Origin of the sequence: Nocardioides sp. ChNu-153, from assembly GCF_030466625.1 — a bacterium.
Classification (GTDB): Bacteria; Actinomycetota; Actinomycetes; order Propionibacteriales; family Nocardioidaceae; genus Nocardioides.
Map to the genome: position 1 here is coordinate 1 of NZ_JADEVT010000010.1, position 20,940 is coordinate 20,940.

A 20,940-nucleotide genomic window follows, 5' to 3' on the forward strand; every position below is an offset into this window, starting at 1 on the left:
CCGCCCGCTCGCCCCGCCGCCCGCCCGGCGCCACGTGGGGCGGGCCAGCCCGTGCGCCCGCCGGTGCGCCCGCCGGTGCGCCCGGCCGCCGCTCCGACCCGCGGCCCGGGGATGCGCACTGACGTCATCCGGGGCGTGGACGAGCTGGCGCTCGTGACCGGGGGCGGTGACCTCGTGCGGGTGCGCTCCGGCGCGCTCGTCGGGCGCGCGCAGGGCTGCCGGGTCCGGTTCCGCGACCACCGGGTCTCGCGGCACCACGCGATGGTCTACCTCGCCCGCGGGGCGTGGTGGATCGGTGACCTCGGCTCGACGAACGGCACGTTCGTCGACGGGGCCCCCGTGCGGGGCGCCACCCCGCTGCGGGAGGGCAGCCACGTGCTCGTCGGGGGCCCCGGCGGCACCGCGTTCGTCGTGCTGCGGCCCGTCGACGGCAGCGCCCTCGCCGCGTCGTCGGCCGCCTGAGCCACGGTGCCGCCGGGCCCCCCGTGCCACGGGCGGAGGTCGACGGCGTAGTCCACATCGCGGAACCCTGTCTCACGATGCGACTCCGCCGTTCGGTGCGCTCCTGTGCCGCCCCTACATTGGACCTCGTGTTCACGACCCTGCTGACGAAGCGACGCGCAGTCGACCACTGCCGCGTGCGCTCCGCGCTGTGTCGACCGACCTGACCGACGCCGTCCCCGTCGCGCCGCGCGCGCACCCGACCGCGTCACCGTGAGCCCCCGCCCACCGCCGACCCGTCAGGTTCCCGCCATGCCCCCTGAGCCGCACACCGTGGCCGCCCCCGAGCGTCCTGCCCGGCCCGGCGCCCGCCAGATCGACCCGCGCGGCCCCCAGGTCGCCGCCGGCCTCACCTCCGTCGTGCTGGCCCTCGTGCTGGTGCTGGGCGACTCGACCGCGGCCGTCGTGCTGCTCGCGGCCCAGGTCGCCGTGTTCGCCCTCGGCGCCGCCGCCGGGCCGCAGCACACGCCGTACGCCTGGGTGTTCCGCGTCCTCGTCCGTCCCCGGCTGGCCCCGCCGGCCGAGCTGGAGGACGTCGCGCCGCCCCGCTTCGCCCAGGCCGTCGGCCTGGTCTTCACCGGCGTCGGGCTCGTCGCGCTGCTGGCCGGCGCCGTGGTCGTCGCCCAGGTCGCCGTCGGGCTGGCGCTCGTGGCCGCCCTGCTCAACGCCGTGTTCGCCCTCTGCCTCGGCTGCGAGGTCTACCTCCTCGCCCGTCGCGCGACGGCGCGGGCGTGACCACCGCGCCGAGGCCGCACGAGTCCCACCCGACTTCCATCCCCGCCCCCAACCGCGCCCCGAGGCGCAGAGGAGTACCTACATGAGCCGCGAGACCGCTCTCGTCACCACGCAGTGGGTCGAGGACAACCTGGACACCGACGGGATCGTCGTCGTCGAGGTCGACGAGGACACCTCGTCCTACGACAAGGGCCACATCCGTGGCGCCGTGAAGCTCGACTGGACGACGGAGCTGCAGGACCAGGTCCGCCGCGACTTCGTGAACAAGCAGCAGTTCGAGGAGCTCCTCTCCCGCAAGGGCATCTCCAACGACGACACCGTCGTGCTCTACGGCGGCAACAACAACTGGTTCGCGGCGTACGCGTTCTGGTACTTCACCCTCTACGGCCACGCCGACGTCAAGCTCATGGACGGCGGCCGCAAGAAGTGGGAGCTCGACTCCCGCGAGCTGACGGCCGACGTCGTCGAGCGCCCCGCCACGTCGTACACGGCGCAGGAGCAGGACCGCTCGATCCGCGCGTTCCGCGACGAGGCCGTGGCGGCCATCGGCGTCAAGAACCTGGTCGACGTCCGCAGCCCCGACGAGTACGCCGGGCGCCTGCTGGCCCCCGCGCACCTCCCGCAGGAGCAGGCGCAGCGCGCCGGCCACGTGCCCACGTCGATCAACGTGCCGTGGAGCAAGAACTGCAACGACGACGGCACCTTCAAGTCGGACGAGGACCTCAAGGCGCTCTACGCCGACGCGGGCATCGACGACTCCAAGGAGACGATCGCCCTGTGCCGCATCGGCGAGCGCTCCTCGCTGACGTGGTTCGTGCTCAAGGAGCTCCTGGGCCACTCCAGCGTGAAGAACTACGACGGCTCGTGGACCGAGTACGGCTCGCTCGTCGGCGTCCCGGTCGCCCTGGGCGACGAGCCCGGCACCGCCGACGGGCAGGGCGCCTGAGATGTGCGGCGCCACCGAGGGCGGCCTGTCGCTCGACGGCGTGAACGTCGCCAAGGAGGCCGTGATCCAGGGCCAGGTGCTGCGCGCCGGCGAGCCCGTCGGCAACGCCTACGTGCGCCTGCTCGACGGCTCGGGTGAGTTCACCGCCGAGGTCCCGACGTCGGCCAGCGGTCACTTCCGGTTCTTCGCGAACGACGGGGAGTGGACCCTGCGCACGCTGGCGCCGAAGGCCGACACCGTCGACCGCACGGTGGTGGCTCGCACCGGCGTCGTCGCCGAGGTCGAGATCGCCATCTGAGCACCACCTGAGCACCATCCTGCGGGGGAGCCCGGGCACTGCGCCCGGGCTCCCCCGTCGGCGTTCCGTGACCCGCACGACACGTCGACGCGAGGGTCACTCAGGCTAGGCGCAAGGTTCCGACAATCCGGCTCAGGTGGGCCTCCGGTCGGAGCACGATGCGGTCATGCGTACGTCGCTCCTCACCGAGGCGCCCCCGGCTGCGACCGTGCTCGTGGCCCCTGCCCCGGCCCCGTCCGCGAGCTCCGCCGCGGAACCGACCATGACCCTGCGCAACGGCGCGCTGGCGATCACCTCTCCCCGCAGCCGCGCCGCCCTCCTCCTCGCCGCCCACGTCGACTCGGGCAACGGTGCCTACCTGACGCTGGAGCTGCGGCCGGGCACCACCGTCGTGTCCCCGCCGCTCACCATCCCCGGGACGCTCGTGGAGCTGGTGGACGCCACCAGCGGGGCGAGCCTCGCCGAGGTCGTCCTCGATCGGAGGCTCGCGCCGCTCGCGCGGTGACGCGCCTCACCCCCGCGCCGGTCCAGTCCCCCCTGGGCTGCCACCTCTGCTCCTGCGAACCTCGGGTCAGCGCAGTGTCTCGTCGTCCGTGATCCACCGTCACCCGAGCCGAGCCAGCCCCGTTCGGCGTCGCCCCGAGGAGCCCTCATGTCCCGCCGCCCGAGCCCCGTCGAGCAGCGCCGGCGCAAGAACGTGCTGCAGTACACGCTGCTCACGCTGCTGTCCGCGCTGACCCTCGTGCTCGTCTACCTGGCCCTGACCCGCACGCCCTGACCCGCACGCCCCCCGACCCGCGGGGCGCGGTGCCTCAGCCCGCGAACACCTCGGGCAGCGCCGCGGCGAAGCCCTCGCGCACGAGCGGCGCGACCTTGCGCGACATCGGATCCGTGAGGTGCGCGGCGTCCGCACGCACGGGGACGCCGTCGACGAACCCGGGGCAGCCGACGCCCCCGACGCAGAACCACGGCACGACGTCGACGAACGCCGCGCCGTTGTCCTCGGCGGCGGCGCGGAACGCGTCGTACCAGGGGCCGGGCAGGCCCGCCGGGCGCCGCACGCAGTCAGCCGGCACGGCGGTCCCCGTGCGGCACTCGGTGAGCGGCAGTCCGGGCGGCGGCGGCGGGAGGTAGACGGTGTGCTCCGCGATGGGCGCGAGCTCCTCGGCCGCGGTCGCGAGGCCCTCGCCCAACCGGGCGAACGCGTCGTCGGTGCCCTCGGTGCCGGCGACCTGGCGGGGGTCGCCCTCGGAGGTCACGACGAGCACGTCGGGGTTCTCGGCCGCCAGGGCCGCGCGGGCGTCGCGGCGGAAGTCGGAGCACTCGGGGTAGGCCCCGCCGTCGGTCTCGGTCACCTCGACGTCGGCGACGGTGCACTGTCGCGCGGTCCACACCTCGATGCGCCAGGTCTCGCCGAACGCCTCCTCGATGGCCGGCACCCAGGAGATGCCGATCGAGTCGCCGAGCACGGCCAGGGTGCGGTCGGCGTCGGGGTCGCCGTACACGCAGCGGCGGGCGTTGACGATCGGGTCCGGGTCGGCACCGTCCTCGAAGGCGAGGCAGCCGTCCTCGCTCCACGGGTCGACGATGTCGTCGCGGCCCAGCTCGTCCACGCTGGGGGTCAGGGTCGGCCACTCGGTGGCGAGCAGCGCGCGGGCGACGTCCTTGCGCCAGGCGCCGGTCGCGGTGCCGTCGTCGGGGGCGGCGACGATTGCGCGCAGCTCGGCCTCGCCCCGCACCTGGGTCTGCGGCGCGACGGCGATGGCGACGCCGACGGTGCCGACGGCGGCGAGCACCCCGACGACGCCGAGCACCACGTGGCGCCCGCCGGGCACCCGGAGGCCGGGCGAGCCGGGCACGCGCGCGGCGCGGGCCGAGCGGCGGGCCTCGGGGGCCTTGCGGCGCGAGCGTGGCTCGAGCCAGGAGGAGTGGTGGATCGGGTTCTCGAAGCAGTGGTAGCTCGTGACCGTCAGGATCGACATGACGACGAGGGCGGTGACGAGGTAGAGCGCCGAGTCCGACGGCAGCGCCGCCGCCAGCAGCACGATGACGGGGAAGTGCCACAGGTAGAGCGAGTACGACAGGTCGCCCACGTAGGTCATGGCCTTGTTCGTCAGCGGCGCGAGGTACGGCGGTGTGCCCCCCACGCCGCCGGCGATGACGAGCGCGCTGCCGACCACCGGCAGCGCGGCCCACGGCACGGGGAAGCCCTGCTCGGCGCTCACGAGGAAGGCGCCGGCGACGATGAGCCCGAGGCCGCTCCAGCTGACGACGGCGCCGGTGCGACGACCGATCACCCCGGCGAGCAGGGGCGTGGCGATGGCGAGGAGGGCGCCGAGGCCGAGCTCCCAGACGCGGGCCAGCGTGGAGAAGTAGGCCCACGCCGGGCGGTCCAGCGTCTCGTGCAGGCCCCACGCGAAGGAGCCCACGACGATGACGGTCATCATCCCGCCGGCCAGGAGCCGGGAGTGGTGCCCGCGGCCCGCCCGCGCCAGCAGCGTCAGGGCGAGCAGCATCAACCACGGCCAGACGAAGTAGAACTGCTCCTCGACCGCCAGCGACCAGAAGTGCTGCAGCGGCGAGGCGTCGGCGGTGGCCGCGAAGTAGTCGGTGTCCGCCGAGGCGAAGCGGTAGTTGCCGGCGAAGAAGAACGCCCAGATCGCGTCGACGCCGACGGTGCGCGCCCGGGTCTCGGGGTAGACGAGCCAGGCGCCGACGGCGGTCACGACCAGCACGAGGGTCGCCGCGGGCAGGATGCGGCGGGCGCGCCGGCGGTAGAACGACGTGAACGAGATGCGGCCGGTGCGCTCGTGCTCGCGCAGCAGCAGGCCGGTGATGAGGAAGCCCGAGATCACGAAGAACACGTCGACGCCGATGAAGCCGCCGTGGGGCCAGCCGGTGAGGTGCTCGGCCACGACGAGCAGCACCGCGACGGCCCGCAGCCCCTGGATGTCCTTGCGGGGGCCGGTGGCGACCTTGACGCGCCGGCCGCCCCGGGTGGGGGTGGGTCCGCCGTCGGGCGAGGCCCCGGTCCGGGACAGGGTGTCGGTCACGCACGCACTCCGGGAACCTCGGGGACGCCAACCGCCCCACCATAGGTAACGGAGCGGTCGGGGGTTGAATCCCCCGCCGTGGAGCGCGATCCCGTCCTGCTCCGACCCTGGCTCGCCGGACGATCTCCTGGCAGCATGCCCGCCATGCCGGACGACCCGACCGCCTTGCTCCTCACCGTGGCCCCGACCGGCGCGGAGACCGCGAAGGCGGACTGCCCCGCCCTGCCGACCACCCTCGACGAGCTGGTCGCGACGGCGCAGGAGTGTGAGGCCGCCGGGGCCGGGATGATCCACGTCCACGTGCGCGACGAGCACCACGAGCCGACGCTCGACCCCGGTCGGCTGGCCGAGACCGTCGCGGCGCTGCGGGAGTCGTGCGACCTCGTGGTGCAGCTGTCGACCGGCGGCTCGGTGCACGACGGGTACGACGCCCGCCTGCGGGTGCTCGACGCCGCCCCCGACTCGTGCTCGCTGACGGTCGGCACCGTCGACTTCGGCGACGACGTCTTCCTCAACCCCTGGCCCTTCGTGCAGGAGCTCTACCAGGGTGCCTGCGAGCGCGGCATCGCGCCCGAGTTCGAGCTGTTCGACCTCGGCCACGTGCACAAGCTCGGGCGGCTCCTCGACCGCCACGGGCTCCCGCCGGGCGGGCGGGTGCACTGCGACCTCGTCCTGGGCGTGCCGGGCGGGCTGCCGGGTACGGCGGACGCCCTCGTCGCCGCGGTCGCCGCCCTCCCAGCCGCCGTGACCTCCTGGTCCGCGACGGGCATCGGGCGCACGGCACTGCCCGTCGCGATGACGGCGCTGGCGAAGGGAGGCCACCTCCGGGTGGGGATGGAGGACACCCTGACGCTGGCCCCGGGCGAGCCCGTGGGCGGCAACGTCGACCTCGTCCACCGGGCCCGCGAGCTGGGTGGTCTAGTCCGCCGGGACCCCATGTCCCCGCCGCAGGTCCGACGGCTCCTGGGGCTGGAAGTCGCGGCGTGACGCCACGGCGCGTGTTGCGGGCGGGTGAACTTTTACCCTGCTAGAGGGGATTTGTCCCACATCGGTAGGGCAGCAGCCATTCGTGCCCTACTGTTCTCCGCAGGTGGGTGAGGGGTTCGTCCACCGCAAGCCAGATCAACGTCAGGGGTTCTCATGAAGAAGCTTCTCGTCGCGGTCTTCTCGGCGGTCCTCATGACCGCTGGGTTGGTCGCCGGCACCGGTGTCTCTCCCGCGTCCGCCGCGGAGGAGCCGTACCCGGGCACCTACACCGTCGGCTCGCGCATCGTCGTGGGTGCGCCGTACCAGTACGGCCGCGCCAACGCCGCCAAGCCGCTCACCGTGTTCTTCGTCGGCTCGAACGGCTCGCGCGTCGAGGGCGAGGTCGTCACGACCGTCCGCCGCGTCGGCACGGCCGACATCCGCGCCACGTCGTACGACTACTTCGGCAGCACGCGCCGCATCTGGACGCCGAACTTCCTGCTGCGCCCCGTGCCGGCCAACTACCAGGTCACGGTCACGTTCTTCCCGTACGACGAGGCCTACCAGGAGACGAGCCGCTCGTTCTACGTGTGGGTCACGCGTACCGGTCGCCCCTGATCACAGCACCACCGCTCCACGGCGAGGCCCCCGCTCCGGCGGGGGCCTCGCCGCATGTGCGCGACGTCGACCCCGCGACCCCGGCGCGTCAGTAGACGAGCGCCTGTACGCCGTCGGCCAGGATCTCCTCGGCGAACGTCGCGGCGCCCGCGACGCGCACCCCGGGGAGCACCGCGTCGGGGGTGATGCCCCGTCGTACGGCGCACTGGGTGCAGACCGTCACCTGGCCCAGCTCGAGCACGGTGTCGCGCAGGTCAGCCAGGGCCGTGGCGTGGGGGAGCGCGAACTCCTCGGCGCGGCCCGGCAGGGCGAACCAGGCGGCCTCGCCCGTGAGCCAGAGGCCGACGTCGGCGCCCGCCGCGGCGGCGGCGGCCGCCACCGTGAACGCCTGGTTGCACCGCTCCGGGTCCTCGGAGCCGCAGGTGACCTTGATCCGGAGGCTTCGCATGCGCCCGAGCCTAGGCGGGGGTGCGGACGGGCGCGGATAGACTGGCGCGCGTGGATGCCGTCCTGATCGCTGCGCTCGCGTGCGCCCCGCTGGCCCTGGCCGCGGTCGCGTCGCGCCCCCTCGTCCGCCTCCTGCGCGCCCCGCGGGTGCGCTGATGCCCTTCGAGCTGCCGCTGGACCTGCACCCCGACTGCGGGCCGATCGCCTGGATGCTCGGCACGTGGCGGGGCAACGGGCACGGCGCCTACCCCACCATCGAGTCCTACGAGTTCGGCCAGGAGCTCATCTTCACGCACGACGGCCGCCCGTTCTTCCACTACATGGCGCGCTCCTGGGTGGTGGACGCGGACGGTGAGAAGGTGCGCGACGACGCCATCGAGACGGGCTTCCTGCTGGCGCGGCCCGAGGGCAAGGTCGAGCTGCTCCTCGCCCACGAGAACGGCGTCGTGGAGATCTGGGCCGGCGAGGCCGGCGCGGGCCGGATGGAGATCGTCACCGACGCGGTCGGCCGGGTCGAGGACGCCGAGGAGGTCACCGGCGGCAAGCGGCTCTACGGCAACGTCGAGGGCGACCTGCTCTACGCCTACGACCGCTCGACGACGGAGCACGGCCTGCAGCCCCGCACCTGGGCCCGACTGCAGCGGGTCTGAGCCGTGGGGGAGCACGCGCACCCGCCGGGCACCGGTGACGACTGGCGCAGTCGTCTCCGGGCCCAGGGCTACCGGCTCACCCCCCAGCGCGAGCTCATCCTCCAGGCGGTCACGACGCTGCGGCACGCCACGCCCGACGAGGTGCTGGCCGAGGTGCGGCGCTCCTCGTCGGCGGTGAACCTCTCCACCGTCTACCGCACCCTCGAGGTGCTGGAGGGCCTCGGCCTCGTGCGCCACGCCCACCTCAGCGACCGGGCCCCCACGTTCCACGCCGTCGACCCCGACCACGAGCACTTCCACCTGGTGTGCCGGAATTGCGGCCGCGTCAGCTCTGTTGACGCTGCGGAGGCCGCCGGCCTGACGGACCGGCTCCGGGAACGTCACGGGTTCGTGGCGGACACGGGCCACCTGGCGGTCTTCGGCACGTGCGTGGCGTGCCCGCCCTCCGACCGAAGGACCGACGATGCCTGAGACCAGCCCGCTCCTCTCGCTCCCCGGGGCCGTGGCCGGTGACGGTGTCGACGCCCCGGTCGCCGCGCACTACGGCTCGTTCATCACCGAGCAGCGCACGCTGGTGGCCGGCGAGGGCTTCGTCGACCTCTCCCACCACGAGGTGGTGCGGGTCGCCGGGCCCGACCGCCTGACCTGGCTGCACTCGCTGACGACGCAGCACCTGCTCGACCTCGCCCCCCGCGAGTGGACGGGCGTGCTCCTGCTGAGCCCGCAGGGCCACGTCGAGCACGCCTTCTACGGGTACGACGACGGCGAGGCCTTCGTCGCGCACACGGAGCCCGGCCAGGCGGCCGCCCTCGTCACCTTCCTCGAGCGCATGAAGTTCTGGAGCGAGGTCGAGATCGCCGACGTGACCGCCGACTGGGCGCTGACCTGGCGGCCCTCGTCGGCGGGGGAGGCGCCGTACTCGGCGTACGAGCTCGTGCCCCGCGACCAGCTCGAGGCGTACGCCGCGGCGGCTGGCCCCGCGTGCGGCCTGTGGGCGTTCGAGGCGCTGCGCATCGAGCGCGGCGAGCCCCGGCTCGGGCTCGACACCGACCACCGCACGATCCCCAACGAGGCGGGCTGGATCGGGCCGGCGGTGCACCTGGACAAGGGCTGCTACCGGGGCCAGGAGACGGTGGCGCGCGTGCACACGCTGGGGCGCCCGCCGCGGCGCCTGACGCTGCTGCACCTCGACGGCACGGAGATCGTGCTGCCCGCCGTGGGGGCCGAGCTGCGGCACGACGACAAGGTCGTCGGCTTCGTGGGCACGTCGGCGCGCCACCACGAGCTCGGCCCGATCGCGCTCGCCATGGTGAAGCGCAACGTGCCGCTCGACGCGGTCCTCGACGCCGGCGGGATGCCGGCGGCGCAGGAGGTCGTCGTCGACCCGGAGGTCGGACTGCACGTCCGTCCGCGCCTGCGCTGAGGCGTCGCTAGAGTCACGCCATGCGTGCTCTCCGCGGCTGGAAGCTGCCGGTCCTCCTGCTCGCGGCACTGCTCCTCGTCCTGGGGCTGTACGCCGCGTGGCAGGTGCTGTCGACCACGCGCGACCTCACCGCGGCGGCCGACGACGCGCAGCGGCTGCAGCAGGCCGTGACCGCCGGCGACGACGCCGCGTCGGACGCCGCCCTCGCCGACCTGCGGGAGCACGCGGGATCGGCCGCGGACCGCACGGGCGGGCCGCTGTGGTCGACCCTGACCTGGGCTCCCGTGGTGGGCGACGACCTCGACGGCGTCCGCACCGTCAGCGCCGTGCTGGACGACCTGGCGGCGGACGGCCTCGAGCCGCTGGTGGCCACGGCGCGCGACCTCGAGTCGCTGACGCCCCGCGACGGACGCATCGACCTCGCAGCCGTCGAGGGCCTCGCCGGCCCGGTGGCAGCGGGCAACGCGGCCTTCGCCGACGCGCGGGAGCGCCTCGCCGAGCACGACCCGTCGGGCTACCAGGCGACCCTGCGCGACGAGTACCGCGAGGTCGTCCGGCAGGTGGACCGCGCGGCGGACGCCCTGGACACGGCCGACCGCGCCGTGCAGGTGCTGCCGTCGATGCTCGGCGCGGAGGGTCCCCGCAACTACCTTCTGGTGTTCCAGAACAACGCCGAGATCCGTGCGGGCGGTGGGCTCCCGGGGTCGGCCTCCCTGGTCACCGCGAACGCGGGGGCGATCGAGCTGACGCGGCAGGCGGCGGGCAGCTCGTTCGGGCGCACCGACGAACCCGTGCTCGAGCTGAGCGAGGCGGAGGAGGACATCTGGGGCCGCCAGCTGGGCACCTACTTCCTCGACGCGAACTTCACGCCCGACTTCCCCCGTTCCGCCGCCCTGTGGCGGGCGCGCTGGGAGCAGGAGTACGAGCCCGTGGACGGCGTGCTCACCCTCGACCCGGTGACGCTGTCCTACGTGCTGGGGGCGACGGGGCCGGTCGAGGTGCCGGGCGGGCCCACCCTCACGCAGGCCAACGTGGTCGACGAGCTGCTCCACCAGGTGTACCTGCGCTACGAGGACCCCGCCGACCAGGACGCCTACTTCCAGGCGGCGGCGAGCACCATCTTCGCGGAGCTGACGGGGGGCGGGGAGAACCCGCGCGCCCTCATCGAGGCATTGGCGCGGGGTACCGACGAGGGCCGTCTCAAGGTGCACTCCTTCGCCGAGACCGAGCAGGCGGCGTTCAGCGGCACGGCCATCGCCGGGGAGCTCGTCGCCGACCCGGCGGCGGACCCGCAGGTCGGCGTCTACCTCAACGACGCGACCGGGGCGAAGATGTCCTACTTCCTGCGCCACGAGGTGCACGTGACGGCCACGAGCTGCCGGGCCGGCGTGCAGGGCCTCACGGGCCGGGCCTACCTCCTGTCCGACGCCCCGGCCGACGCCGCTGCGCTTCCCAGGTACGTGACGGGCGCGGGGGTGTACGGCATCGAGCCCGGCAAGCAGCTGGTGGCCGTGAACATCGTGGGGCCGGTCGGCGGTGAGGTCGAGGACGTCACCTTCAACGACGCCCCGCTCCCCGTCCCGCCCACCGTCGAGCTCGACGGACGGCCGGTCGTGACGGTGCTCGTAGAGCTCGAGCCGGGGTTCACCGCCGACGTGCGGTGGACGATGACGACGGGGGAGGACCAGACGGGCGACGTCGTCGTCGACACCACCCCGGGAGTGACGCCGGCGGACCTGGACATCGTGGCCGCGGCGGCCTGCTGAGGCGCCGGCGGTCCGGGGTCGGTGAGGCGCGGAGTCGGCCGCTCGGGTCGGTGAGGTCTCAGCCGCGGGCGCGCTTGCCGCCGCGGCTCCTGGGCGTCGGCGCCGACGACTCCACCGGGCTGTACCCGTACCCGTAGCCGTACCCGTAGCCGTACCCGTAGCCCCCGCCGCTCCTCGGCGTCATGTTGAACACGACGCCGAGCGGAGTTGCGTCGACCTGGGCGAGGCGGTTGACGGCGCCGGCCAGCTGGTCGTGGGTGGTCTTGCCGTGGCGCACGATGAGAAGGGCGCCGTCGGCCTGGGCGGCCAGGAGCGCGGCGTCGGTGACGGGCAGCAGCGGCGGGGCGTCGATGAGCACGACGTCGTAGTCGCGCCGCACCTCGGCCAGCAGGTCACGCATCGCCTGGCTCTGGATGAGCTCGGCGGGGTTGGGCGGCACAGCGCCACTGGCGAGGAGGCGGAGCCCCGACCCCGCGTGCTTCTGCACCGCGTCGGCGACGGCCGCCTTGCCGACCAGGATCGTGGTGACGCCGACGCTGGAGTCCAGCCCGAGCGCCTGGGCGGCCTTGGGGCGGCGCAGGTCGCACTCGATGAGGAGCACGCGCTCGCCACCCTGGGCGAGGGCGAGGGCCAGGTTCACCATCGTGGTGGTCTTGCCCTCGCCGGGGACGGCGGAGGTGCCGACGATGACCTTCGAGGCCTTGTCGACGTCGAGGAACTGCAGGTTGGTGCGCATCACCCGGAAGGCCTCGACCCGCGGGGCGTGCGGGGGTAGCGACGTGATGAGCGGGTCGCTCTTGACGGTCGTGTCGTAGCCGATGGCGCCCACGATGGGTGCCGCGGTGGCGGCCTCGATGTCGTCGGTCGTCTTCACCGTGGTGTCGAGGAGGTCGCGCAGCACCGCGACGGCGACGCCGAGCAGCAGGCCGAGGATGAGACCGAGGGCGAGGTTCCGCACGGGCTGGGGCGAGATGGGCGTGTCCGAGAAGCTGGCCGGATCGACGATGGTCGCCTTGATCGGCGCCACGGTCGACCCGACGGGGGTCTCCAGCTCCCGCACGAGGTCGACCATGCCCTCGGCGTACCCCTGGGCCAGGCGCTGGGCCTCGTTGGGGTCCTCGTCGACGATGCGGATCTCCAGGTTGACCGTCTCCGGCACCACGCTGGCGGACACCGCACCGACGAGGTCGCCGGGCTGGGCGTCGAGCCCGAGGTCGTCGACCACGTCGGCGGCCAGCTCGCGGCTGCGGACGAGGTCGGCGTAGGACGTCACGCGCTGCGCGGAGAACTGGGCACCGGTGAAGGACTCGCCCACGTCGCTCTGCTGCGTGCTGATGAACAACCGGGCCGTCGACTCGTACTGCGGCGTCACCAGGAACGTGTAGGCCGCGGAGGCCGCCACCGTCGTCAGGGCCACGAGGGTGATGACGAGCCAGGAGGCCCGGATGATGCGCAGGTAGTCCCGCAGGGTCATGAGCTCCAGCTTCGTTCGGCGACGTCCCGTGGATCGTAGTGTCCGCCACCGCGGGCTCGACGGCGAAACTCACCCGATGTGATGAAGCGTGGCCACAGAACCGCGTTCACTGTGACCACGTTCATTCATTCTTAACGCATCCTGGTTCACGAACCGCGGCTGGTGCCTGACAATGAAGGTCTGCCACCCCCTTCTCGTCCCCTCGGAGCCTGCATGTCTGTCGTCGTCGAGACAGCGCAACGCGACGACGCGCCCGCGGCCACCCGCTCGGTCCGCCACCGTGCCCTCAGCTACCTGCCCGTCACCGCCTTCCTGACCGACGTGGCCGCCATCTCCCTGACGGCGGCGCTGGCCCTGGCGGGGCGCGACCACCTCCTGGCGTCCCGGCCGGGCTCCGACAACGTGGCCGACACCCTTGGTGTCGTCGGCCCCCTCATGTTCCTCGGCTGGGTCGCCCTCATCGCCGCGGTGGGCGGCTACCACCGCTCCGTCTTCGGGGCGGGACCGGACGAGTACCGCCGGGTGCTCAACGCCTCGCTCTACACCGCGGCCGCGGTGGGCATCGGCTGCTACCTGGCCAAGTTCCCCCTGTCGCGCGGGTTCTTCCTGCTCGCCGTCGGGTTCGGCATCCCGCTGCTGCTCATCGGTCGCTTCGGTCTGCGCCGCGCGCTCCACAAGGCCCACCGGCTCGGCCTCCTGCGCTACCGGGTCGTCATCGCCGGCCGCCCGTCCCACGTCGACGAGATCGCCGCGGTGCTCGACCGGGAGACGTGGCTGGGCTACCAGGTCGTCGGAGCCGTCACCCCGATGGGCCACGTCAAGGACGTCACCGACTCCGGCATCGAGGTGCTCGGCGACACGCAGCGCATCGCGGAGGTCGCGAGCGCGGCCGAGGCCGACGTCGTGTTCTTCGCCTCGGGCGCGTTCCGCACCTCCGACGACATGCGCCGCGCGGCGTGGGACCTCGAGCAGCACCGCACGCACGTCGTGGTCGCGCCGAGCGTGACCGACGTCGCCCGCGAGCGGGTGCGGGTGCGCCCGGTGGGCGGGCTCCCCCTCATGCACCTCGACACCGCACGGTCCGCGCAGGCGTCCCGCTGGGCCAAGCGCACCTTCGACCTCCTCGGGGCCACTGGCCTCGTGGTGGTGCTGAGCCCGGTCCTCGCGCTCGCCGCTCTGCGGGTGTGGGTGTTCGACCGCGGGCCGGTGCTGTTCCGCCAGACCCGTACGGGACGGGACGGCGTGGAGTTCGCCTGCCTCAAGTTCCGCACGATGGTGGTCGACGCGGAGGCGCGTCTGGCGGGCCTGCAGTCGGAGTCCGGGTTCTCCGGGGGGCTGTTCAAGATGAAGGACGACCCGCGGATCACGAAGCCGGGCCGCTGGCTGCGCCGCTTCTCCCTCGACGAGCTGCCCCAGCTCTTCAACGTGCTGCGCGGGGAGATGAGCCTCGTCGGTCCGCGACCGCCGCTGCCCAGCGAGGTCGTCAGCTACGACGACGACATGCGCCGCCGCCTGCGGGTCCGGCCCGGCATGACGGGACTGTGGCAGGTCTCGGGGCGTTCCGACCTGTCGTGGGACGAGGCCATCCGTCTCGACATCTACTACGTCGACAACTGGTCGATGATGCAGGACCTCAGCATCCTCGTGCGCACCGTCGGCGCCGTGCTGGGCTCTCGAGGGGCCTACTGAGCACGACGTCACCCTCCCCGGACACACGGCCGGGACCCGCCGGTCCTGGGGGATGGCGGGCCCCGGTCGTGTCACGTCGGCGCCGCTCCAGGACGGGGCGCGCCGCGCGCGGACTCAGTCGAGCAGGCCCTCGAGGTAGGCGCCGTACCCGCTCTTGCGCAGCGGCGCCGCGCGCTCGCGCAGCTCGTCGTCGCTGAGGAACCCCATGCGCCAGGCGACCTCCTCGGGGCACCCGATCTTCAGGCCCTGGCGGCCCTCGAGGGTGCGCACGAAGTTCGAGGCGTCGTTGAGGGAGTCGAACGTGCCCGTGTCGAGCCACGCCGTGCCGCGCGGCAGGATCTCGACCTGCAGCCGGCCCTCCTCGAGGTAGGTGCGGTTGAGGTCGGTGATCTCGAGCTCGCCGCGGGCGGACGGCTGGAGCACCTTCGCGCGCTCGACCACGTCGTTGCCGTAGAAGTAGAGGCCGGGCACCGCGTAGTTGCTCCTCGGGTGCGTCGGCTTCTCCTCCATCGAGGTCGCGACGCCGTGCTCGTCGAAGTCGACGACGCCGTACGCCGTGGGGTCGGCCACCTGGTAGCCGAACACCGCCGCGCCGTCCAGGTCCTCGAAGCGCCGCAGCTTCGTGCCGAGCCCCGGGCCGTAGAAGATGTTGTCGCCGAGCACGAGCGCGACCGTCTCGTCGCCGATGTGGTCCTCGCCGATGACGAACGCCTGCGCGAGCCCGTCGGGGCTCGGCTGCACGGCGTACGTGATCGCGACACCCAGCTGCGAGCCGTCGCCGAGCAGCCGGTGGAACTGCTCCGCGTCGTGGGGCGTGGTGATGATGAGGATGTCGCGGATGCCCGCCAGCATGAGCGTGGTGAGCGGGTAGTAGATCATCGGCTTGTCGTAGACGGGCACGAGCTGCTTGCTGACGCCGAGCGTGATCGGGTGCAACCGCGAGCCCGTGCCGCCGGCCAGGATGATTCCGCGCATGCGCTCACTCTAGGGTGGCGCCCATGCAGCGCATCCTCGTGACGGGCGGAGCCGGGTTCATCGGCTCGAACTTCGTGCACCACCTCCTCGCGCACACGGACGCGACGGTGACGGTCCTCGACAAGCTGACCTACGCCGCCAGCCGCGAGTCGCTCGCCGGGTTGCCGGCCGACCGGGTCGAGCTCGTGGTCGGCGACATCGCGGACGCCGCCGTCGTGGAGCCGCTCGTGGCCCGCCACGACGCGGTGGTGCACTTCGCCGCCGAGTCGCACAACGACAACTCGCTGAGCGACCCCAGCCCGTTCATCCAGACCAACCTCGTCGGCACCTTCGTGCTGCTCGAGGCGGTGCGCAAGGCGGACGTGCGCCTCCACCACATCTCGACCGACGAGGTGTACGGCGACCTCGAGCTCGACGACCCGCACCGGTTCACCGAGGCGACGCCCTACACGCCGTCCTCGCCGTACTCGGCGTCGAAGGCGGGCTCGGACCACCTGGTGCGCGCCTGGGTGCGCAGCTTTGGGGTGCGGGCGACGGTCTCGAACTGCTCGAACAACTACGGGCCGTGGCAGCACATCGAGAAGTTCATCCCCCGCCAGATCACGAACGTGATCGACGGCGGCCGCCCGAAGCTGTACGGCGCGGGGCTCAACGTGCGCGACTGGATCCACGCCGACGACCACTCGTCGGCGGTCTGGACGATCCTCCAGAGGGGCGAGATCGGGGAGACCTACCTGATCGGCGCCGACGGCGAGCGCAACAACCTCGAGGTGGTCGGCATGATCCTCGAGGCGTTCGGCCGCCCCGCCGACGACTTCGAGCACGTGACGGACCGCGCCGGGCACGACCTGCGCTACGCCATCGACTCCACCAAGCTGCGCACCGAGCTGGGCTGGGCGCCGCGGTACGCCGACTTCGCCGAGGGCCTGGCCCGCACCATCCAGTGGTACCGCGACAACGAGGCCTGGTGGCGCCCGCACAAGACCGCGGTCGAGGCGACCTACGCGGCGAAGGGCCAGTAACCGGTGGTCGAGGAGCGAGGAACGAGCGTCTCGAAGCCACGACGGAGGACCCGATGACCCAGCAGCTCAGCGTCGAGACCACCCCCATCCCGGGCCTCCTGGTCGTGCACCTGCCCGTGCACGGCGACAGCCGGGGCTGGTTCAAGGAGAACTGGCAGCGGGCGAAGATGACCGCGCTCGGCCTGCCCGACTTCGGCCCGGTGCAGAACAACGTCTCCTACAACGCGACGCGCGGCGCCACGCGCGGCATCCACACGGAGCCGTGGGACAAGTACGTCGCGGTGGCGACGGGTCGCGTCTTCGCGGCCTGGGTCGACATGCGCGAGGGCGACTCGTTCGGAACCACGTTCTGGATCGAGATCGACGAGTCGGTCGCGGTCTTCGTGCCGCGCGGCGTCGGCAACTCCTACCAGGCGCTCGAGGACGGCACGACGTACACGTACCTGGTCAACGACCACTACGTGCCGGGCCGCACCTACCCGGCGCTGCACCTCGGTGACGAGTCCTCCGCGATCCCGTGGCCGATCCCGCTCGCCGAGGCCGAGATCTCCGCGAAGGACCAGGGCAACCCGCGCCTCGCCGACGTCACCCCGATGCAGCCGCGCCGCGCGCTCGTCGTGGGCGCCCGCGGCCAGCTCGGGCGCGCCCTGCAGGCCGTGTTCCCCGGCGCCGACCTGGTGGACCTCGGCGAGCCGGGCGACGGGGTCGAGCGCCTCGACCTCACCGACGCCGACGCCGTCGCTGCGTGGCCCTGGAACGATTACGACGTGGTGCTCAACGCCGCGGCGTACACGGCCGTCGACGCGGCCGAGACCCCGGAGGGGCGGGTCGTCTGCTGGGCGGCCAACGCCACGGCGCCCGCCACGCTGGCCCGGCTCGCGGCCGAGCACCGCTTCACGCTGGTGCACGTGTCGAGCGACTACGTCTTCGACGGCACGCACCCGCTGCACCCGGAGGACGAGCGCCTCAGCCCGCTGGGGGTCTACGGCCAGGCCAAGGCCGCCGGCGATCTCGCGGTGGGCACCGCGCCGCGCCACTACCTGCTGCGCACGTCGTGGGTGATCGGCGACGGGAAGAACTTCGTCCGCACGATGCAGACCCTGGCCGGGAACGGCGTCACCCCGACGGTCGTCGACGACCAGCGCGGCCGGCTGACCTTCACCAGCGAGCTGGCGCGGGCGGTGCGGCACCTCGTGGACACGGGCGCGCCGTACGGCACCTACAACGTCACCGGCGGCGGCGACGTGCTGTCGTGGGCCGACTACGCGAAGCGGGTCTACGAGCTGGCGGGACGCTCGGCCGATGACGTCACGCCCATCACGACCGAGGAGTACGAGGCCGGCAAGACCCTGGCGCCGCGGCCGCGCAACAGCGCGCTCGACCTGGCCAAGGTCGAGGCCACCGGTTTCGTGCCGCGGGACGCACTGGAGCAGCTGGAGGAGTACGTCACCAGCGCGGACGCATGACGTCCTTGAGCGCGGGGCGCACGTCGGCGAGGTAGACGAAGGCCGCGATGGTGAAGCCGAGGTTGAGGATCGTGCCGAGGAAGCCCAGGTAGAACAGGAAGACCGCGAGCTGCAGGACGAAGCCGATGGCGAGGATCGCGACCCACTTCTGCTTCGTGAGCTTGCCGGCGGCGTCGTAGGCGTCGGCGCGGTGGGCGAGGGCGTTGACGAGGCTGAACCCCTTCACCAGGAGCAGCGCCACCAGCACGGCGAGCCCGATCCAGCTCTGCATCACGAAGACGTTCACGGGACCCCACACTAGGGTGTCGCTGGTGCGGCGTCCTCCGGCATCACGACCCGACCTGCCGTACACGCCCGCCTCGGTCGAGGCGGTACGCGGGGCGCTGCGGGTCGTGCTGGCGGACGACGGGCGGGTGTTCCGCCTTCCGCCGGAGGTCGGCGGGGACGAGTTCCTCGCCGCCGCCGACCGGCACCGCGTCGTCGTCTTCCTGTCGATGCACCTCGACCGCCTGGACCTGCCCGCGGCCGTGACCGAGCGGCTCCGCAGCGAGGGACGACGGGGCCGGATGCCGTGCCTCGTCATGGCCCACGACCTCCATCGGGTCCTCGACGTGCTCGAGGACGCGGGCGTGCGGGCGTTGACGGTGAAGGGGGTCGCCCTGGCCGCCCAGGCGTACGGCGACTACACCGCCCGCGGGTCGGGGGACCTCGACCTCCTGGTGCCGCCCGCGGACGTCGAGGTCGCCTACCGGGCCCTGCGGTCGGCGGGGTGGCACCCGAGCAGCGCCTACCCCGCACCGGGGCCGACGTGGGCCTGGCGGTTCACCGTGCGCAACTACTGCGAGGTGCCGCTGACGGGTCGGGGGGTCGCGGTCGACCTCCACTGGCACCTCGCGACGGCGCGCGACGCCTTCCCGACCTTTGACGAGCTGTGGGGCCGGCGGGCCCTGGTCGACGTGGGCGGCCGGGAGGTGGCGACGCTCGGCGTCCGGGACGCGCTGGAGCACTCGGCGAGCCATGCCGCCAAGGACGACTGGGCGTGGCTGCGGAGCCTGGCGGACGTGCGAATGCTCGAGCGGGTCGGTCACAGCGCGACGGTCCTGTCGACCCCCGCCCGGCGTCGCACGGCGGCGGTCGCAGCGTGGCTCCTCGGCTCCCCGCCGGCGGGGCGGCCGTCCGGCCAGGGGCTGGTCACGGCCCGTCAGGCGTCGGACCCGGAGGTGTCGGTGGGCCGGTTCCCCGGCCACCGCACGTTGGTCGGACTCCGGCGGTCCGCCCGGGACGTCCGGTCGGCCGCGGACGCCCGGCGGGTGCTGGCGGTGACGGTCTTCCACCCGAGCGAGCTGGGCGCGATCGAGGCGACGGGCACGTTCCGCGGCGCCGCCGCGGCGGTCGGCGTACGGACCCGCGCGTTCCGCGAGCGGACGCGTCAGTGGCAGCGACGCGGGACGGTGCCCTCGTCGGACCGTCCCGGCGCCGGGACGTAGGACGGGCCCGCGGCGACGCCGCGGGCCCGTCCTCGGTGCTGCTCGGTCAGTCGCCGACCTTGGCGGCGGCGTCCTTCGCGGCGGTGGCGGTCTTGGCCGCCGTCTTCTTGGCGGTGGTGCCGGTCGCCTTCGCCGTGCTCTTCGTCGTCGCGGCGCGCTTGCGCGTGGTCGCCGTGGCGTTCTTGGCCGGGGTGGACGTCGCGGCGTCCTTGGCCGCGGCGGCCGTGCGCTTCGCGGTCGTGGTCGCGGTCGACTTCGCCGACGACGCGGTCTTCTCCGCGGTGGTCGTGGTGGCCTTCGCACGGGAGGCGGTCGACTTCGCGGAAGCGGCGGCCTGCTGCGTGGACTCCTGGCGGCGGATGCGCGCCACCAGCGTCTCGCCCCGCTTCGCGAGGTCGGTGTAGGTGGCGGTCGCGGTCGAGACGTACTCGTCGGCGCGCTTCTGCGCCTTCTCCGGGATGGCCCGGGCCTCGGCCTGCAGCTCGGCGATCCGGGCCTCGACGGCCGCGCGGCGCTCCTTGGCCTCGGTGGTCAGTGCCTCGATGCGGGCGTTGACCGTGCTGACCGCCTGGTCGCGCAGCGCCTTCGGCTCGAAGTCGAACGAGGTGGCCCTCTTCTGCGCCTCGGTCACCCGGGCCTGGGTCGTCGCGACGTACTCGCGGACGGCCTCGACGGCGAGGTCGATGACGCCGGCGCCGGCGTAGAGGGTCTTGTTGGCCTCGGTCTTGATGTCGAACTTGGCGGAAGCCATGTTCACTCCTTCGGTTGGGGTGAGGCGGCTCAGGGCCGCGCTCGGAGGATGTGCACCGCGCGATCGAGCGGCGAGCAGTGCCGGTGGGTCAGCCGTCGCCCTGGCCGTTCAGCGCCAGGAACGACGCGTAGACCTCGAGCAGGGACTGCTTCTGCCGCTCCGTCAGCTGCGGGTCGGCGAGGACCGCGAGCTCGACCGAACCGCCCTCGCCGTCCGGGGGGCTGACGATGCCCGCCCGGAGGTAGAGCTGCTCGGCGGAGATCCGCAGTGCCTTGGCGATCTGCTGCAGCACCTCGGCCGAGGGCTTGCGGAGACCGCGCTCGATCTGGCTGAGGTAGGGGTTCGACACGCCTGCCTGGTCGGCGAGCTGCCGCAAGGAGAGCTGCGCAGAGGTGCGCTGCTCCTTGAGGTACTCCCCGAGAGTCTCGACGGTCTTGCCGACCTTGCCCTTCGCCATGAGTTCCATAGTGCTAACTGTAGCTAGCGCTGACAACCCCTGTTGCGGTGAGGCGGGCCACATGACGGTTGAAAGTTCAGGCGGGACGCGGCGGCGGTGCGCCGCTCGTGCGCTAGCAACTGCTTGCAGGCCCCAAGGGAGCCCGAGGCCCCGGGCGGGGCGCACGCAAGAGGTCCAGAACTTGTCCCAGCACCCTTTGTGCCCGCGGTGGGGGCG

23 protein-coding genes are annotated in these 20,940 nt (G+C 73.1%); 16 read left to right on the top strand and 7 right to left on the bottom strand.

Going from position 1 to position 20,940, the window contains the following annotated elements:
- From INN71_RS12855 to INN71_RS12880, 6 genes are all read left to right on the top strand, one after another.
- Positions 1-462: FHA domain-containing protein (locus INN71_RS12855; RefSeq protein ID WP_301800730.1), on the top strand; the 462-nt coding region annotated here is incomplete at its 5' end.
- Positions 463-753: 291 nt separating this feature from the next.
- The gene (locus INN71_RS12860; RefSeq protein WP_277497809.1) at positions 754-1,236 is read left to right on the top strand and encodes a DUF4395 domain-containing protein; all 483 of its coding nucleotides are present in this window, start codon (positions 754-756) and stop codon (positions 1,234-1,236) included.
- 82 nt (positions 1,237-1,318) lie between these two features.
- Positions 1,319-2,182: a sulfurtransferase gene (locus INN71_RS12865; RefSeq protein ID WP_277497810.1), complete on the top strand. Its 864-nt coding sequence runs from the start codon at positions 1,319-1,321 to the stop codon at positions 2,180-2,182.
- Position 2,183: 1 nt separating this feature from the next.
- On the top strand, positions 2,184-2,480 hold the full coding sequence (locus INN71_RS12870) for a DUF1416 domain-containing protein (protein WP_277497811.1): 297 nt from the start codon (positions 2,184-2,186) through the stop codon (positions 2,478-2,480).
- 166 nt (positions 2,481-2,646) lie between these two features.
- Complete coding sequence (locus INN71_RS12875; RefSeq protein WP_277497812.1) at positions 2,647-2,985, top strand: hypothetical protein; 339 nt, start codon at positions 2,647-2,649, stop codon at positions 2,983-2,985.
- A 147-nt stretch (positions 2,986-3,132) separates the two neighbouring features.
- Positions 3,133-3,258 carry a hypothetical protein gene (locus INN71_RS12880; protein WP_277497813.1) on the top strand — a complete coding sequence of 42 codons (126 nt, stop codon included), beginning with the start codon at positions 3,133-3,135 and terminating at the stop codon, positions 3,256-3,258.
- 34 nt (positions 3,259-3,292) lie between these two features.
- Here INN71_RS12880 and INN71_RS12885 read toward each other — a convergent pair whose 3' ends face one another.
- Positions 3,293-5,533, bottom strand: coding sequence for an acyltransferase family protein (locus INN71_RS12885; protein WP_277497814.1), 2,241 nt, complete (start codon positions 5,531-5,533; stop codon positions 3,293-3,295).
- Between the two features lie 144 nt (positions 5,534-5,677).
- On the opposite strand from INN71_RS12885, the gene INN71_RS12890 reads away from it, so the two are divergent.
- Positions 5,678-6,520 carry a 3-keto-5-aminohexanoate cleavage protein gene (locus INN71_RS12890; RefSeq protein ID WP_277497815.1) on the top strand — a complete coding sequence of 281 codons (843 nt, stop codon included), beginning with the start codon at positions 5,678-5,680 and terminating at the stop codon, positions 6,518-6,520.
- Positions 6,521-6,673: 153 nt separating this feature from the next.
- The gene (locus INN71_RS12895) at positions 6,674-7,117 is read left to right on the top strand and encodes a hypothetical protein (protein ID WP_277497816.1); all 444 of its coding nucleotides are present in this window, start codon (positions 6,674-6,676) and stop codon (positions 7,115-7,117) included.
- 88 nt (positions 7,118-7,205) lie between these two features.
- Here INN71_RS12895 and INN71_RS12900 read toward each other — a convergent pair whose 3' ends face one another.
- Entirely contained in the window at positions 7,206-7,565 is a 360-nt protein-coding gene (locus tag INN71_RS12900; protein WP_277497817.1) for a DsrE family protein, read from the bottom strand.
- Positions 7,566-7,719: 154 nt separating this feature from the next.
- Here INN71_RS12900 and INN71_RS12905 point away from each other — a divergent pair, with 154 nt between their 5' ends.
- From INN71_RS12905 to INN71_RS12920, 4 genes are read left to right on the top strand one after another with little or no spacing between them, the layout of a single operon-like run.
- The gene (locus INN71_RS12905; RefSeq protein WP_277497818.1) at positions 7,720-8,214 is read left to right on the top strand and encodes an FABP family protein; all 495 of its coding nucleotides are present in this window, start codon (positions 7,720-7,722) and stop codon (positions 8,212-8,214) included.
- A 3-nt stretch (positions 8,215-8,217) separates the two neighbouring features.
- Positions 8,218-8,685, top strand: coding sequence for a Fur family transcriptional regulator (locus INN71_RS12910; RefSeq protein ID WP_277497819.1), 468 nt, complete (start codon positions 8,218-8,220; stop codon positions 8,683-8,685).
- Entirely contained in the window at positions 8,678-9,637 is a 960-nt protein-coding gene (locus INN71_RS12915; protein ID WP_277497820.1) for a folate-binding protein YgfZ, read from the top strand. The genes INN71_RS12910 and INN71_RS12915 overlap by 8 nt, the downstream gene beginning before the upstream one ends.
- A gap of 20 nt (positions 9,638-9,657) precedes the next feature.
- Entirely contained in the window at positions 9,658-11,403 is a 1,746-nt protein-coding gene (locus tag INN71_RS12920; protein WP_277497821.1) for a DUF4012 domain-containing protein, read from the top strand.
- A 58-nt stretch (positions 11,404-11,461) separates the two neighbouring features.
- Here the strand turns inward: INN71_RS12920 and INN71_RS12925 are convergent, their stop codons facing one another.
- The gene (locus INN71_RS12925; protein ID WP_277497822.1) at positions 11,462-12,877 is read right to left on the bottom strand and encodes a polysaccharide biosynthesis tyrosine autokinase; all 1,416 of its coding nucleotides are present in this window, start codon (positions 12,875-12,877) and stop codon (positions 11,462-11,464) included.
- Between the two features lie 213 nt (positions 12,878-13,090).
- Here INN71_RS12925 and INN71_RS12930 point away from each other — a divergent pair, with 213 nt between their 5' ends.
- On the top strand, positions 13,091-14,566 hold the full coding sequence (locus INN71_RS12930; RefSeq protein WP_277497823.1) for a sugar transferase: 1,476 nt from the start codon (positions 13,091-13,093) through the stop codon (positions 14,564-14,566).
- A gap of 114 nt (positions 14,567-14,680) precedes the next feature.
- Here INN71_RS12930 and rfbA read toward each other — a convergent pair whose 3' ends face one another.
- Positions 14,681-15,541, bottom strand: coding sequence for a glucose-1-phosphate thymidylyltransferase RfbA (gene rfbA, locus INN71_RS12935; protein WP_277497825.1), 861 nt, complete (start codon positions 15,539-15,541; stop codon positions 14,681-14,683).
- Between the two features lie 23 nt (positions 15,542-15,564).
- Here rfbA and rfbB point away from each other — a divergent pair, with 23 nt between their 5' ends.
- Positions 15,565-16,563, top strand: a complete 999-nt coding sequence (gene rfbB, locus INN71_RS12940) for a dTDP-glucose 4,6-dehydratase (RefSeq protein ID WP_277497826.1) — start codon at positions 15,565-15,567, stop codon at positions 16,561-16,563.
- Between the two features lie 53 nt (positions 16,564-16,616).
- Positions 16,617-18,029, top strand: coding sequence for a bifunctional dTDP-4-dehydrorhamnose 3,5-epimerase family protein/NAD(P)-dependent oxidoreductase (locus tag INN71_RS12945; protein WP_277497828.1), 1,413 nt, complete (start codon positions 16,617-16,619; stop codon positions 18,027-18,029).
- On the opposite strand, the gene INN71_RS12950 is transcribed toward INN71_RS12945, so the two are convergent.
- A complete protein-coding gene (locus INN71_RS12950; protein WP_277497831.1) occupies positions 18,010-18,315 on the bottom strand; it encodes a DUF2516 family protein in 306 nt (101 codons plus the stop codon). The genes INN71_RS12945 and INN71_RS12950 overlap by 20 nt on opposite strands.
- Positions 18,316-18,340: 25 nt before the next feature.
- Between INN71_RS12950 and INN71_RS12955 the strand changes: the two genes are divergently transcribed.
- The gene (locus INN71_RS12955; protein ID WP_277497833.1) at positions 18,341-19,516 is read left to right on the top strand and encodes a nucleotidyltransferase family protein; all 1,176 of its coding nucleotides are present in this window, start codon (positions 18,341-18,343) and stop codon (positions 19,514-19,516) included.
- Positions 19,517-19,562: 46 nt separating this feature from the next.
- On the opposite strand, the gene INN71_RS12960 is transcribed toward INN71_RS12955, so the two are convergent.
- The gene (locus INN71_RS12960; protein ID WP_277497835.1) at positions 19,563-20,267 is read right to left on the bottom strand and encodes a hypothetical protein; all 705 of its coding nucleotides are present in this window, start codon (positions 20,265-20,267) and stop codon (positions 19,563-19,565) included.
- Between the two features lie 88 nt (positions 20,268-20,355).
- On the bottom strand, positions 20,356-20,733 hold the full coding sequence (locus INN71_RS12965) for a helix-turn-helix domain-containing protein (protein ID WP_277497837.1): 378 nt from the start codon (positions 20,731-20,733) through the stop codon (positions 20,356-20,358).
- Positions 20,734-20,940: the final 207 nt, after the last annotated feature.